The sequence below is a fragment of the Sphingomonas sp. BL-S-05 genome (assembly GCF_055521695.1).
Genome location: NZ_CM145499.1, coordinates 3130243 through 3145373, shown reverse-complemented (window position 1 = coordinate 3145373; position 15131 = coordinate 3130243). Strand labels below are relative to the sequence as shown.

Genomic DNA, 15131 nt, shown 5'->3' with positions numbered 1-15131 from the left:
CGCAACGTCTCACCCCCTATCTTCGCCACCGTGACGACCATCACCGCCCGCATCGCCGAGGGCGTCCGTGCCGTGCCCGCCGATCAGTGGGATGCGTGCGCGGGCACGGGCAATCCGTTCCTCTCCCACGCCTTCCTCTCGGCGCTCGAAGCGTCGGGCAGCGTCGGCGGGCGGTCGGGATGGCAGCCGCTGCCGATCATCGTCGACGATGCCGCCGGCATGCCGGTCGCGATCGCGCCCGCCTATGCCAAGGGGCACAGCCAGGGCGAATATGTGTTCGACCACGCCTGGGCCGATGCGTGGGAGCGGGCGGGGGGCGATTATTATCCCAAGCTGCAGATCGCGGTCCCCTTCACCCCGGTGCCCGGCCCCCGACTGCTGCTGCGCGATCCCGATCAGGCCCCGGCGCTGATCGGTGCGATCGAGGCAGTGGTGCGGCAGAATGGCCTGTCGTCGGCGCACGCGACCTTCGTCGACGAAGCGCAACTGCCGGCGTTTGAGGCGGCGGGCTGGTTGACGCGCGCGGGGACGCAGTTTCACTGGGCCAATCGCGGCTATGGCAGCTTCGACGATTTCCTGAACGACCTTGCCAGCCGCAAGCGCAAGGCGATCCGCAAGGAACGCGCGGCGGCGGTCGACGGGCTGACCGTGCGGCATTTGACCGGACGCGACATCCGGCCCGAACATTGGGATGCGTTCTGGGCCTTCTATCAGGATACCGGCAACCGCAAATGGGGGCGGCCCTATCTGACGCGCAGCTTCTTTCCGCTGTTGACGGAGACGATGGGCGACGCCGTGCTGCTGATCCTTGCCGAGCGCGACGGGCGGCCGATTGCGGGGGCGCTCAACCTGATCGGCGGCGACGCGCTGTACGGGCGCTATTGGGGCGCGGTGGAGGAGGTGCCGTTCCTCCATTTCGAGCTATGCTATTATCAGGCGATCGATGCCGCGATCGCGCGGGGCTTGCAACGGGTCGAGGCGGGGGCGCAGGGCGAGCACAAGCTGGCGCGCGGCTATGTGCCGGTGACGACGTGGTCGGCGCATTTCCTGCCCGATCCCGGTTTCCACCGCGCGGTCGCCGAATTTCTGGAACGTGAGCGCGCGGCAGTGGGCCAAGAGCAGGAATATCTGGGCGAGATGACCCCGTTCAAGCGGGGGTAACCCTGATCTGCCAACATCGGATCGGACGTCTTGCGCAGGCTCAGATCTCCCGGTGACGGCACGCGGCAGGAGCCGCCAGAGGCCCCAGCCTGCGCTGGGGCGACGTGTTCAGCCGGATGAATCGGGCTTTGCGTTTACTTCCGCCCGAACATCCCGCCGAGATTGCCGAGCACGTCGCCCGCACTTTTCGGATCGAGGTCGAAGCCAAATGCCTGCGCCACCTGTCCCAGCGCGTCGGCGCCGCCGATTTCGGACAGGATCGCCTCGATCTGATGGCGCGACACGCCGCTATGGTCGGCGGCGTCCTGTGCCGGGTCGGCATGGCCGGCGAACTTGCCGAGCAGGCCGATCACGGTCTGCACCTGTTCGGGGGTGATGCCCGCCTTTTCGGCGATGGCGGGCAGGTCGAAGCGGCCGGCAAGGTTCAGCGCGTTGTTGAGAAAGTCCATGGGCGTCTCCTTTACCGGACAATCGTGTCGCGTGCCGCCATCTGGCGTGACGGGCGGCGGCGGGGTTTGGCAAACGGCCGGTTGCCCAGATCGCTCCATGTCAGCACCGGCGGGGGCACGCGGTGGTCGATGCGGAACAGCGCGCTGCGACCGCTGCGCCAGATCGGCACCAGCCCCTGTTCCAGTCGGCGGTCATATTTGGGCGGGCGGATCAGCCAGACATAGTCGAAGGCGTCGCGCGGGAATTTGTACAGCGCGCCTGCGACCGGCCGCCAATATTCGCGCGGGCATTTGACGTCGGTGACCAGTTCGGACGGGTCGTGGGAGAAGCCGCGGGCGGGCGTATAGCGTACGGTCAGCAACTGGCCGCCCGCCATCGACCATTGGTCGTTGGCATAGGCGAGCCGCCGGGTCAGCGCCATGCCGGGCAGATGCTGCAGCCGGGTCATCCGCCATTCATTGTAGCAGGTTTCGCCGACGAAGGTGACCAGCCGCGCCCCGACCGGAACATGGTCGAGCGCCGCCAGTTCGCGGTCATAGTCGCGGTCGTACAGCCAGAAGCTGGCGGTGGTCGCGCCGATCCGCACGACGAAGATGGCAAGGCCGATCGCCGCCAGCACCCCGGCATGGCGGATCGAGAGGCCCGGTTTGGGGCGCAGCGCGATCAGGCAGATGCCGAAGAGATAGGGGACCAGCCGCATATCGGCATAGGCCGACCCGAACACGATGCGCGGCAACAGGATATAGACTGCGATCAGGAACAGCGCGGACAGACCCAGATTGCGCGAATAGCCGATATTGGGATCGCGCAGCCCCTTGAACAGCACGAGGTAGAAGACCGCGACCGAAGCGAGGTCGTAGAGCTGCCACCGGTCGCGCAGCGTCATGGTCAGCCACAACATCTTGGCCCGCCAGTTGAACCAGTCGGCGGTCTGCCCGCCGACATGCCCGCCCGAACGCCACAGCAGCATCAGCAGCGCCGGTGGAGCGAGCACGAGGCAGTGCAGCCCGGCATGAAAGGCGGCGGCGAACCAGTTGCGCCGCCGGTCATGTTCGCGGATCAGCTCGGCCGAGGCGGCGAGCACGCCCAATGTCCCCCAGCCGAAGGTATGGGTCAGCCAGATCAGCCCGGCGATGGGCACGAACACGATCCCGCGCAGCAGCAACCGCCCCTGCCGCCCCAGCCGCAGCCACAGCGCGAAGGCATTGAGCGCGAGCGCCATCGACAGCGCGAAATTGGCGAAGCCGAAATGGAGCGGAAAGCTGTAGACGATCGGCAGCGCGAACAGCGCGGTCGCCGGGATGCGGCCATGCACCTCGCGCGCGATCCACAGCAGCCCGACCGCGGTCAGCGGCGGGATCGCCATGATGATGAGCTTCACGGTCGGTTCGAGGCCGAGCAACGGCTCGAACAGCCAGACCAGCAGGTCGACGCCGAGATTGCCGATCAGGCTCCAGTCGAAATTATACCAGTCGTGGAACCAGGGGGCCTGACCGGTGTCCCAGAGCTGTTGAACACGGTAGCGCCCCATATGGCCGGGCAGGTCGACCAGCGGCGGAACGTCGGGCCATAGCAGCGGGACGACCGCCAGCACCGCCATCAGCGCGACGAACCATCGCGTCTGCCACCAAGCCGCTTTGCCCCCGTTCATGTGCCGCTTCTATAGGGTCGGCGCCGGTTCCGACAAGCGTTGTTGACAGGGTGCCGGAATGGCCGGCGCTGGCCGTGTCCGGTGCCGGTCAGGGCACGCGCCACAGTGCGGGCGTGGCGGTTGCGATCAATCCCCGCCCGTCGCATCCGACGACATAGTCCATGTCTAGACGATGCAGCAGCGTCCGGCGTTGCCGCTCCCCGGCGGCGGCAAAGCGATAGGTCGCAAGGATGCCGGCGGCGTTGCGGTGATAGGGTGCGGCAATGGCATGATGGCCGTGGCGCACGAGCCATGGGCCAAGATCGACCGGCGCGAGGATGCGGGCCGGCGGCAGCGTGGTTAGCGCCTGCAGGGTCGCTGGCGTAACGCAGGACGGGGGGCCGGCCGATCGGGCGGAGACGGGCAATGCGGCGGCAAGCAGCGGATAGGCGATACCTGCCCCCGCCAGCCGCATTGCCGATGTGGCGGCGACACCGTGCTGCCGGGCCGCGGCGATGGCGTCGGCCAGCAGGATCGTGGCCACCGCGATCCCGCCATAGGCGCCGCGCAATTGCACCGCCGCCAGCGCCAGCGAAGCGAACGCCACCGCCAGCAGCATACGACGCAGCCGGTCAGGCGAAGCGCGTTCGCGAACGACGCCGGCGACGATCGCGGCCGCCAGCAAGCCGGTATAGCTCAACGACCAGCGCGGATCGGCGGTCAGGATGCTGCCGGCCTCGCCGACCTCGCGCAGCCATAGCCGCGCCAACAGGGGATCGATTGCGCCATAGGGATTGCGACAGGCGGGCGCGAGGACGGCGATCGCCAGAACCGTGCCGATGCCGGCGATCGCCACGCAGCGATATCGCGCGACGCGAGTCGTTGCGAAGCGTCCGATCATGGCGAGCGAACCGAGTGCGGTCGCGCCGATCATCGTCGCGATCCAGCTCTGGCGCAGGAAGCCGTCGCATGCCGACAGCGCCCAGCTATCGGTCGTGAAGACCGGCATCGCCGCCACCGCCGCGCCGCCCGTCGCCAGCGCAAGGCCGGTCAGCCGCGCATCCTCCGATCGATCGCCACACCAGCGCAGCGCGAGGACGGCGACCGCCACGACGAACAGCGGCACCGTTTCCATTCCCACGACGATCGACGCGACCAGCGTCAGACCGCCGCCGATGCCGGCAAACAGCGTCGCACGGCCGCCAAGCGCCAGCAGTCCGGCGAGCAGCAGCACCATCTGCAACCCATGATGGTCGATCCGCCCCGGCGCGAACAATGGCGTCAGCGGATAGGCGAGCAGCGCCACCAGCATCGTTTCGATCGGGCGAACCCCGATGCGCCGCCCCAGCAATGCCGCAACCCACAGCAATGCCGCGAACAGCAGCGTCGGCCACAGTATCAGCATCGCCAGTTCGGCGGGCGGACCGCCGATCAGCGGACGCAGCGCGCGGAGCAGCGCGGCGGGGATCAGATCGGGAAGCCGCGACCAGTGCATCGCCACGCCATGAAGCCCGATGCGGTGCTGGGTCAGGTCCCCGAAAGCCTGTCCGGCCAGCCAGTCGTCAATCTGTTGCAGCCGCAGCAGATCGTCGGGGTCGGGCAGGTTGCGCGCCAGCAGGTCGCGCCACCGGACCATGGTCCATGCCGCGCCCATCCCCGAAGCGAGGCTGAGCGCGAGCAAAGCAGTGCGCGCGGCCGGTGCGGCAGGGGCTGGCATCGCCCCTGCCTATCCCGGCATGGTTAAGCGCGCGTTAGCGCCTTACCGGTCGCGCCGGCCCAGCAGGCGCAGGCGCAGCGCGTTCAGCTTGATGAAGCCCGCTGCGTCGCGCTGGTCATAGGCGCCCTGATCATCCTCGAACGTCACGACCTTTTCGCTGTAGAGCGAATTGGGCGAACGACGCCCGATGACATGGACGCCGCCCTTGTACAGCTTCAGGCGGACTTCGCCCGACACCTTGTGCTGGCTATGGTCGATCGCGGCCTGCAGCATCTCGCGCTCCGGCGAGAACCAGAAGCCGTTATAGACCAGCTCGGCATAGCGCGGGGCGAGTTCGTCCTTGAGGTGCGCGGCACCGCGGTCGAGCGTGATCTGTTCGATCGCGCGGTGCGCGGCGTGCAGGATCGTGCCGCCCGGCGTTTCGTACATGCCGCGCGACTTCATGCCGACGAAGCGGTTCTCGACCAGGTCGAGCCGGCCGATGCCATGCGCGCGGCCCAGCTCGTTCAGCTTCGCGAGCAAGGTCGCGGGCGACATGCCCTCACCATCGACCGCCACCGCATCGCCGCGTTCGAAGGCGACGGTGATGACCTGCGGCGTGTCGGGCGCGTCCTCGGGATTGACGGTGCGCGAGAAGACGTAATCCGGCACCTCGTCCCACGGATCCTCCAGCACCTTCCCCTCGGACGAGGTGTGCAGCAGGTTCGCATCGGTCGAGAAGGGCGATTCGCCGCGCTTGTCCTTGGGCACCGGAATCTGGTGCTGTTCGGCAAAGGCGATCAGCGCGGTGCGGCTCGTCAGGTCCCATTCGCGCCAGGGCGCAATGACCTTGATATCGGGCTGGAGCGCGTAATAGCCGAGTTCGAAGCGGACCTGGTCGTTGCCCTTGCCGGTGGCGCCGTGGCTGACCGCGTCGGCATTGACCTGACGCGCGATCTCGATCTGGCGCTTGGCGATCAGCGGGCGCGCGATCGAGGTGCCGAGCAGGTACAGCCCTTCGTACAAGGCATTCGAGCGCATCATCGGGAACACGAAGTCGCGAACGAATTCCTCGCGCAGGTCGTCGATGAAGATATGCTCGGGCTTGATGCCCATCAGCTCGGCCTTCTTGCGCGCCGGCTCCAGCTCCTCGCCCTGGCCGAGATCGGCGGTGAAGGTCACCACCTCGCACTGATATTCCTGCTGCAGCCATTTCAGGATGACACTGGTGTCGAGGCCGCCCGAATAGGCGAGGACGACGCGGTTGATGGACTCGGCCATGGACAGGCTCCTTGAGGATCGCGATAGGTATTGGCGCGCGACTAGGCGAGGCAGGGCCGGGGTGCAAGGATGCGCGGGCGGATGTCTTTCCTTCCCTCCACCACCGTTCGCTTCGAGCGGAGGTTCGAGCTTGTCGAGAACCGAAGTCGAGAAGGTGGTGCCCCAAGCGGGCGGGTTCTCGACCGACGCTTTTCGACTTCGCTCGAAGCTGCTCGAACCGAACGGGGTTGGGTAGGAAAAAGGGGGTGGTCCTTACTCCGCCGCCAGCAAACTGGTCGCGCCGCCCAGGTCGACCGATACCAGCCGGCTGACGCCGCGTTCGATCATCGTCACGCCGAACAGCCGGTGCATGCGGCTCATCGTCGCGGCATTGTGGGTGACGATCAGGTAGCGGGTGTCGGTGTCGGCGGCCATCCGGTCGAGCAGGTCGCAGAAGCGGTCGATATTGGCGTCGTCCAATGGCGCGTCGACCTCGTCGAGGACGCAGATCGGCGCGGGATTGGTCAGGAACAGCGCGAAGATCAGCGCGACCGCGGTCAGCGCCTGTTCGCCGCCCGACAGCAAGGTCAGCGACTGGAGGCGCTTGCCCGGCGGCTGGGCAAGGATTTCGAGGCCCGCCTCCAGCGGATCGTCCGAGTCGACCAGCTCGAGTTGCGCCTGCCCGCCGTCGAACAACGCCCCGAACAGGCGGCGGAAATGCGCGTCGACCGCCTCGAACGCCGCGAGCAGCCGCTGGCGACCCTCGCGGTTCAGCGTCCCGATCGAACCGCGCAGCCGCTGCACCGCTTCGGCAAGGTCGGCACGCTCGGCCGCCGTTTCGCCCTGCGCCGCTTCCAGTTCGGCGAGTTCGGTCTCGGCGATCAGATTGACCGGGCCGATCCGGTCGCGGGTCGCGAGCAAACCGTCATGCGCCGCCGTCTCGGCCGCGGCGTCGCCGACCTCCGCCGCGACGAAGCCGATGCGCGGCAGCAGCGGCGGCGGACATTGGAAGCGCTCCCCCGACAGGCGGCCGAGTTCGAGGCGGCGCTGCTCATGCCCCTCGGCACGCGCCGCAGCACCAGCGCGGGTTTCGCGGGCGGCGGCGATCGCTTCGGCGATTTCGCCGGCGGCGCGTTCGGCGGCGCGCAGCCGGGCATCGGCGGCCTGTTCGCCGGTTGCGGCCTCCGCCGCTGCGGTGCGCAACCGGGTGAAGTCCTGCTCGATCCGCGCGAGTTGGGCGGCAAGCGCGGCCGGACGATCCTGCAACGCGTTCCAATCGGCGGCGATGGTCGCCATGCGTTCGTCGATGTCGGCAATCCGTCCGGCGGCGTCCGTCGCGCGGGCGTGCCACGATGCGATTTCGGCCTCTGCCGTGACGGCCCGCGCCCGATCCCGGGCCAGTGCCGTATCCAGCGTCGACCGGGCGGCATGGGCGTCGGCGACACCGGAACGGGCGGCATTGGCTTGCGCCAGCAAGGCGGCGACGCGGGCACCGGCCAGCGTGCGGTCGGGTAACGCGCGGACGGCGTCGGCGGCGCGATCGGTATCGGCGGCCGCTTCGGCCAGTTCGCCGCGCAGACGCTCCAGTCTTGCCGCGACGTCGTCGGCGCGCGCCTGTGCGCGTTCGATCGCGGCGACGGCGCGGTCTTCGGCACGGGCGGCCTCGCGGGCGGTGGTCTCGGCGCTGTCGAGCGTGCGCCGCGCGGTGGTCAATGTCGACCGCGCTTCGGCGATGGCGGTATCGGCGGCGGACAATGCGGTGTCGGCAACGGCACGTCGATCGGCCAGTGCCGGGCGGCTCTCCCGCAGCGTACGCAGGCGATTGGTTCGGGCGAGGCGCTCGGCCGCCGCCGCTCCCGATCCGGCGCGGCTGCGCAGCCCGTCCCAGCGGCGCAGCGCACCGTCGAGCGTAACCAGCCGCTGTCCGACCGCCAATGGCGTGCCGTCGTCCCGCTCGACGACCAGGATCTGCGCCAGTCGCCGGGCGAGCAGCGGTGCGGTGACATGCGCAGACAGGCGGCCGATGCCGACCGGTACCGCCGGCTGTTCGCCGGCAATCGCGTCGTCGTGCCAATGGCGATCGTCGGCGGGATCGCTGCCGGCATCGAGGTCGTCGCCAAGTGCCGCCGCCAGCGCGGCTTCGAACCCCGGTTCGACCACGACCGAATCGATGATTCGCGCCCGCCCGGTCCGCCGCAGCGCGCGGTCGAGCGCGGCGATCTCGCTGTCGATCGCGGCGAGTTCGGCGGCGGCGGCGGCGCGGTCGGACTGGGCGCGGCCGCGCGCTTCCTGGGCGGAACGGTCGGCGGCTTCGGCAGCGGTAATCGCCGCGCGGGCGGTGTCGGCATCGTTCAGCGCCGCCGCGCGCCGTTCGGCGGCGGCGGTACGTTCGGCGAGCAACGGGGCGACCGCAGACAGGGTAGATTGCTCGGCGAGCAGCCGGGCCTCTTCACGCCGGGCCCGGTCGAGTCGCGCGCGGGCGGCATCGTGGGCGGCGGTGGCGACGCGCGCTTCGGCCAGTTCGGCGGCCTGTGCGGCCAACGCCTCGGCATGGGCGGCGTCGGCAAGGGCGGCCGCACGGGTCGCCGCGTCCAGTGCCGCATCGAGCAGCGGCAGGCGCGCCGTGGCGTCGGCCAGCGCGGCGGCAAGTTGCGCGCGTTCGGCGTCGAGCCGGGCGAGCGCGGTTTCGGCATCGCCGGCGAGTGCCGTTTCGCGCGCGCGATCTTCGGTCAGGCGCGTGGTCTGTGCGGTCAGGTCGGCCAGCCGCCGCGTCGCGGCATTGGCCTGCGCCTGTACCCGTTCGCGGGCATGGCCGACGTCGCTCAACTGCTGGCGCAGGCGTTCGGCATCGGCGCGGGCCGTCGCCAGCGCCTGGGTCGCCGCCGACAGGTCGCCGGCGGTCCGGCCCTGCATCCCGGCATGGCTGGCGACCAGCGCCTCGGCGGTCTTGGCTTCGGTAGTGGCGGCTTCGGCCGCGGCGACGGTGTCGCGCCAGCGGGCATAGATTGCCCGCGCCTCCGCCACCCGGATCGCATCGGTCAGTTCGCGATACCGTGCCGCCACGCGCGCCTGCCGCCGGAGCGTCGCGGCGCGCGCATCCTGTTCCTGCGCCATCTCGCCCAAGCGTTCGAGATTGGCCTCGGTAGCGCGCAGCTTGCCCTCGGCATCCTTGCGACGGACGTGCAGCCCGGCGATGCCGGCGGCTTCCTCCAGCATCGCGCGGCGTTCGGCGGGGCGCGCGGCGATGACCGCGCCGATCCGGTTCTGGCTGACCAGCGCGGGCGAATGCGCGCCGGTCGCGGCATCGGCGAACAGCAGCGACACGTCCTTGGCACGGACGTCGCGACCGTTGATGCGATAGGCCGAACCGGCACCGCGCTCGATGCGGCGGACGATCTCGACCTCGTCGCCCGCCGCGTCTTCGGCGAGGATCGCGACCTCGGCGAAATCGCGCTGCGGTCGCGTCGCGGTGCCGGCGAAGATGACGTCGTTCATCCCCGCGCCGCGCAGCGACTTCGCGCTGTTCTCGCCCATGGTCCAGCGCAACGCTTCGAGCAGGTTCGACTTGCCGCAGCCATTGGGGCCGACGACGCCGGTCAGCCCCGCCTCGATCACCAGATCGGCGGGGTCGACGAAGCTCTTGAACCCGCTCAACCGCAGCCGCCGGAGCGTCAGCCCCGGCGCGGAAGGAATGGCCGCGTCATCCGGCGCGGCCATGATGTCAGGCGCCGGCCGCCTTCAGCGCCGCTTCGACCTGCGGCCACGACAGCGCATTCTCGGCCTTCTCGCCGTTGATCAGGAAGGTCGGGGTGCCGGTGACGACCGCGCCGCCCTCTTCGGTGATCTTGACCACCTGTTGCAGCAGATTCTGGTCGGCAAGGCACTGGCGCGCCTTCGCCTCGGGCACGCCGCGCTGCTTGACGAAATCGACATAGCCCGCCGCATCGGCCCAGGCCGAGACCGCCTGCAACGGCGGGATCGACTGGAGCCGGGCCTGTTCGGCCTGTGGGATCGCCTGCATCCGGTCGAGCGTCGCGGCCTGGTCCTGATACATCGCCTCGAGCAGCGGGAAGAAGGTGGCGGTGCCGTTGCACCGGCCGAGGACGGCTGCGGCGAGGTCGGGTGCGCCATGGATCGCGAAGTCGCGGAATTCGAAGCTCACCTTGCCGGTCGAGACATAGTTGTTGATGAGCGGTTCGTTGCCCTCACGGCCGAACGCGCCGCAGGTCGGGCAGGTGCGCGAGCCATATTCGACCAGCTTCACCGCCGCATCGGGGTTGCCGATGCGATAGCCGCCCTCGGGCGTGACCGCGACCATGTCGGTCCATTTCTGCCCGGCAGGCGCGGCGACATTGGCGACCGGTGCGGCGGCGCTGCCATTGCCGCCGGCGTCACCGCCGCCGCCACAGGCCGACAGCGAAGCGAGCGCGATCAGGGGAAGTGCGAAACGCATGGGCGATACTCTCTTGGCGATAGGGGTTATTTGGCGGCGAGCAGCAGCGGCTTGAGCGTCGCCCAGTCATGGACGTCGGCCTTCTGCCCGTTGATCTCGAAGCTGGGGGTGCCGGCGACATTCGCCGCCTGTGCCGCTTCGGCGATGGCGATGACGCGCTTCTGCGCCGCTTCGTCGTTCAGGCAGGCGGTGATCTGCGCATCGGCGAGGCCGTGGCCACGCATCAGCGCGCGCAAGCCGGTGGCGTCGGCCAGTTGCTGCAGGCGGATCGCGATCGTCGCGGTCCGGGTCTGCGCGGCGGGCGTCTGCGCAAAGGCATCGGCCTTGTCGAGCATCTCCTTCTGCTGCGCCATGATCGCGTCGTGCGCGGCGAGGAAGCGGTTCGATCCGCCACAGCGCACGAGGATCGCGGCGGCAAGGTCGAGCGCGTCGCGCGGCAGCGTGCGATACTCGACCCGCACCCGGCCCGATTTCAGCATCGCCGGCAGATCGGCCTTCGCCTCCTTGGCGAAGGCGGCGCAGTGCGGGCAGGTATAGCTGGCCCATTCGACCAGCTGGACGCGGGCCATCGGGTTGCCGACAACGATACCGCCGGTCGGCAGCATCACGACATTGGTCGACCAGTCGCGGCTGGCAGTGGCGCGCGCGGGCGCCTGCGCCTTGGCGGGCGGCAGGCCGAACAGCGCGAGCAGGAACGAACAGACGAGGAGGAGGATACGCATCAGCGGACCTTGCCGAGGATTGGGATAGCGGGCGGCGGCGGGGCGGCGACGGCACCGGCGAGCGCGGCGAGCACTTCGCGCAGCTCGGGATCGGCGATGTCGCGGATCGATTCGCCCATATCGGCCGGGATCGGCGGCGGATCGCGCCGCACCGGCACCGCACGGCGCGCGCGGACCTCGCCATGGCGGAACTGCAGCCGGGCGACCGCCGGATAGCCGAAGAAGCGGTTGACCCGCTCGACGATCTCGGGCGCGATATGCTGCATCATCGTACCATGTGCGCCCGATACGATCAGGGTCAGCGTACCGTCGGCACGCTTGCCCGGCGGAAAGCGAATCGATTCGGGGGCGGATACGCGGGCGAAGCGCTCGCCGACGATCTCGCCCCAGCGGCTGACCACCGCCGACTGGACGAAACCGAATTTGCGGAAGGCCGCACCGCCGATTTCGGGCAGCAATTCGGCCACGGCGCGCGCTCCCCCACGGCGGCGGGGTTCGGGAATCGTCGCATGGGGGCGGGGACGCGTCGTCATTGTCGCCACCCCATGCCATAGAGCCGGTGTGGACGCCAAGCATCTCTCTGTCGCCGAACGATTGCTCGACTGGTATGATCGCCATCATCGCAGCCTGCCGTGGCGCAGCCCGCCCGGCACCCCGCCGCCCGACCCCTATCGGGTGTGGCTGTCGGAAGTGATGCTGCAACAGACGCAGGTAGCGAGCGTGCGGCCCTATTTCGAAGCATGGACCGCGCGCTGGCCATCGTTCGCGGCGCTGGCGGCGGCGGACGATGCCGATGTCATGGCGGCATGGGCGGGGCTCGGCTATTATGCGCGGGCACGCAACCTGCTGGCCTGTGCGCGGGCGGTCGCGGCGCTGGGGGCGCTGCCCGACAGCGAGGCGGGGCTGCGCGCCTTACCGGGGATCGGCGACTATACCGCCGCCGCGATCGCCGCGATCGCTTTCGGGCGGCGCGCAGTGGTGGTCGATGCCAATGTCGAGCGCGTCGTGTCGCGGCTGTTCGCGATTGCCGAACCGCTACCTGCCGCCCGTGCGGCGATCCGCGCCGCGACCGACACGATCACCCCCGACGACCGGGCGGGCGATTTCGCGCAGGCGATGATGGATCTGGGGTCGATGGTCTGCACGGTCCGCAACCCGCGCTGCCTGCTATGTCCCTTGCGCGACGATTGCGCCGCCTACCACGCCGGAACGCCCGAAGCCTTTCCGGTCAAGGCGGTGAAGAAGGCCAAGCCGCAACGCCATGGCACGCTGTTCTGGGCGGAGCGCGACGGACGGGTGCTGCTGGTCCGCCGGCCCGACAAGGGGCTGTTGGGCGGCATGCGCGCGCTGCCGACCGGCCCCTGGGCCGATAGCGATCCGGGGACCGAGGGCGCGCCGTTTTCCGCCGACTGGCGTGCGATCGGACTGGTCCGCCATGGCTTTACCCATTTCGATCTTGCCTGCACCGTCATGGTGGCGGATGCAGGCGACGACGTCGCGCAGGGCGAATGGTGGCCGGTAGCGAAGATCGCCGATGCCGGGCTGCCGACGCTGTTCGCGCGGGCGATCGCGGTGGTGGAGGGAATGCGATGACGATCGGACGATGGGCGCACGGATCGATGGCGCTGGCGGTGCTGTTGGCGCAACCGGTAGCGGCGTTCGCACAGGCCGCGCCGCCGCGACCGCCGGCCGCCCCCGCCGCCCGGACGCTGCCCGCGACCGAGGCGATGGTCCGGCGCTATGTCGCGGTCAACAAGGTACCGGGCATGGTCGTGGTCGTCGGCGGTCCGAACTGGACCAGCGCCCATGCCGCCGGACGCACCGCCGTAGAGGCCGGCGCGCCTGCCGCGACTATCGACACGCTGTGGCGCGTCTATTCGATGACCAAGCCGATCACCGGCATGGCGGCGATGATGCTGGTCGAGGACGGCAAGCTGAAGCTCGACCAGCCGATCAGCGACTTCATCCCCGCGTTCAAGTCGATGAAGGTGTTGACCGATCCCGACAACAGCCTCGCCAGCCGCCCGGCGACGAAGCCGATCACGGTCCGCAACCTGCTGACCCACACCGCCGGGCTCGGCTATACCATCGTGACCAAGGGGCCGTTGCTCAAGGAATATGAGCGGCTGGGCATCATCCCCGCCGCGGTGAATGCGCAGGCCGAGGCGGCGATGGCGCCGGTCCGGCCCAAATCGCTGGCGGAGTTCGCCGATCGCGTCGCGTCGTTGCCGCTGATCGCCGAACCGGGGACGAAGTGGAGCTATTCAATCGGGCTCGACGTGCTGGGGCGGGTCATCGAGGTAGCGAGCGGCATGTCGTTCGAGCAGTTCCTGCAGACGCGGATGTTCGGCCCGCTCGGCATGACCTCGACCTATTGGCAGGTGCCCGAGCGGGAGAAGGCACGGCTGGCGAGCAACTATGCCTGGGCAGGTGATACGCTGTTGCCGCTCGATCCGGCGGCGACGTCGGTATGGTTGCAGCGGCCGAGCTTTCCGTATGGCGGCGCGGGCCTTGCCATGTCGGCCCGGGATTACGACCGGTTCCTGCACATGTTGCAGAATGGCGGGACGCTGGACGGCAAGCGGGTGATGAAGGCGGAGACGGTGGCGCTCGCCATGTCGAACCTGCTGCCCGCCGGCGTCACCTTCGGCGGCGTCGACGGGGCGACCGGCGGACAGGCGGGGCCGCAAATGGGCTTTGGTGCCGGTGGTTCGGTCTATCTCGAAACGCTGCCGGGGCGGCCGGGCAAGGGCACTTATGGCTGGGGCGGCGCGGCGGGGACCGTCGCGTTCGTCGATCCGGTGCGGCAGGTGCGAGGTACCGTAATGGTCAATTATTTCCCGGCCGATCGCTTTCCGTTGCGCGACGATCTGGTCAAGGCGTTGGCGAGCGACCTGATGGCGGCGCGATGATCGGCTTTACCGGGGCGACGCTGGAACGGGTCGACCATGAACGCGACGATCCGGCCGCCTTCGCACGGGCGCTGGCGCATCCGGGCGCGCGTTTGCTGGTGCTCAACGGCCTCGAACCGCCGGTCGCGGACGATCGGCTGACGCTGGTGCCGATGGACCCGACGCGCGGCGACGCGCTGTTGCTCGGCAATCTGGGCGGAGCGCCGCTGTTCGCGATCGGCGACGGCGTCGCGACCGCGCCTGCCATGCGATCGCCGACGCTGATGACCGCGCTGGCCGCGATGCCGGCGGCAGAGGCGGCGCTGTATGGCATCGCCCGCAGCCTGATCGACTGGCATGTCCGGCATGGCTTCTGCGCCAATTGCGGGCAGGCGACGTCGGTGTCGCGCGCCGGCTGGGCGCGGGCGTGCGGCAATTGCACCGCGCAGCATTTTCCGCGGACCGATCCGGTGGTCATCATGGCGGTCGAACAGGGCGACCGGGTGCTGCTCGGCCGGCAGCCGAGCTGGCCGCCGGGGCGCTATTCGACGCTCGCCGGCTTCGTCGAGGTCGGTGAATCGATCGAGGAAGCGGTCAGGCGCGAGGTGTTCGAGGAAGCGGGCGTACGGGTGGGCGCGGTGCGCTATGTCGCCAGCCAGCCCTGGCCGTTTCCGTCGCAGCTGATGATCGGGTGCGTCGCGGTTGCCGAGGATGACCAGTTGCGGATCGACACGGCCGAGCTGGAGGACGCGTTCTGGGCGACGCGCGACGAGGTTCGCGCGGCGCTGTCAGGGGAGAACGGGCGGTTCGTGGCGCCGCCGGCCTATGCGATCGCGCATAGTTTGCTGGCGGTTTGGGTGGGGTGACG

At 69.5% G+C, this 15131-nt stretch carries 12 protein-coding genes; 4 read left to right on the top strand and 8 right to left on the bottom strand.

What is annotated here, in order from left to right:
- Positions 1-30: 30 nt before the first annotated feature.
- The gene (locus ACZ1JS_RS14640) at positions 31-1161 is read left to right on the top strand and encodes a GNAT family N-acetyltransferase (RefSeq protein WP_465166702.1); all 1131 of its coding nucleotides are present in this window, start codon (positions 31-33) and stop codon (positions 1159-1161) included.
- A 134-nt stretch (positions 1162-1295) separates the two neighbouring features.
- Here the strand turns inward: ACZ1JS_RS14640 and ACZ1JS_RS14635 are convergent, their stop codons facing one another.
- From ACZ1JS_RS14635 to ACZ1JS_RS14600, 8 genes are all read right to left on the bottom strand, one after another.
- A complete protein-coding gene (locus ACZ1JS_RS14635; protein ID WP_465166701.1) occupies positions 1296-1610 on the bottom strand; it encodes a hypothetical protein in 315 nt (104 codons plus the stop codon).
- Between the two features lie 11 nt (positions 1611-1621).
- Positions 1622-3262: a hypothetical protein gene (locus ACZ1JS_RS14630; RefSeq protein WP_465166700.1), complete on the bottom strand. Its 1641-nt coding sequence runs from the start codon at positions 3260-3262 to the stop codon at positions 1622-1624.
- Between the two features lie 88 nt (positions 3263-3350).
- Positions 3351-4958, bottom strand: coding sequence for a hypothetical protein (locus ACZ1JS_RS14625; protein ID WP_465166699.1), 1608 nt, complete (start codon positions 4956-4958; stop codon positions 3351-3353).
- Between the two features lie 42 nt (positions 4959-5000).
- Complete coding sequence (locus ACZ1JS_RS14620; RefSeq protein WP_465166698.1) at positions 5001-6218, bottom strand: argininosuccinate synthase; 1218 nt, start codon at positions 6216-6218, stop codon at positions 5001-5003.
- A 252-nt stretch (positions 6219-6470) separates the two neighbouring features.
- Positions 6471-9872, bottom strand: coding sequence for a chromosome segregation SMC family protein (locus ACZ1JS_RS14615; protein WP_465168709.1), 3402 nt, complete (start codon positions 9870-9872; stop codon positions 6471-6473).
- Between the two features lie 46 nt (positions 9873-9918).
- The gene (locus tag ACZ1JS_RS14610) at positions 9919-10650 is read right to left on the bottom strand and encodes a thioredoxin domain-containing protein (RefSeq protein WP_465166697.1); all 732 of its coding nucleotides are present in this window, start codon (positions 10648-10650) and stop codon (positions 9919-9921) included.
- Between the two features lie 26 nt (positions 10651-10676).
- Positions 10677-11372 carry a DsbA family protein gene (locus ACZ1JS_RS14605; protein WP_465166696.1) on the bottom strand — a complete coding sequence of 232 codons (696 nt, stop codon included), beginning with the start codon at positions 11370-11372 and terminating at the stop codon, positions 10677-10679.
- Positions 11372-11905, bottom strand: coding sequence for a DUF721 domain-containing protein (locus tag ACZ1JS_RS14600; protein WP_465166695.1), 534 nt, complete (start codon positions 11903-11905; stop codon positions 11372-11374). The genes ACZ1JS_RS14605 and ACZ1JS_RS14600 overlap by 1 nt, the downstream gene beginning before the upstream one ends.
- 28 nt (positions 11906-11933) lie before the next feature.
- Here ACZ1JS_RS14600 and ACZ1JS_RS14595 point away from each other — a divergent pair, with 28 nt between their 5' ends.
- From ACZ1JS_RS14595 to nudC, 3 genes are read left to right on the top strand one after another with little or no spacing between them, the layout of a single operon-like run.
- Complete coding sequence (locus ACZ1JS_RS14595) at positions 11934-12965, top strand: A/G-specific adenine glycosylase (protein ID WP_465166694.1); 1032 nt, start codon at positions 11934-11936, stop codon at positions 12963-12965.
- Entirely contained in the window at positions 12962-14284 is a 1323-nt protein-coding gene (locus tag ACZ1JS_RS14590; protein ID WP_465166693.1) for a serine hydrolase domain-containing protein, read from the top strand. Before ACZ1JS_RS14595 ends, ACZ1JS_RS14590 begins: the two co-directional genes overlap by 4 nt.
- The gene (nudC, locus tag ACZ1JS_RS14585) at positions 14281-15129 is read left to right on the top strand and encodes an NAD(+) diphosphatase (protein ID WP_465166692.1); all 849 of its coding nucleotides are present in this window, start codon (positions 14281-14283) and stop codon (positions 15127-15129) included. The genes ACZ1JS_RS14590 and nudC overlap by 4 nt, the downstream gene beginning before the upstream one ends.
- Positions 15130-15131 lie beyond the last annotated feature (2 nt).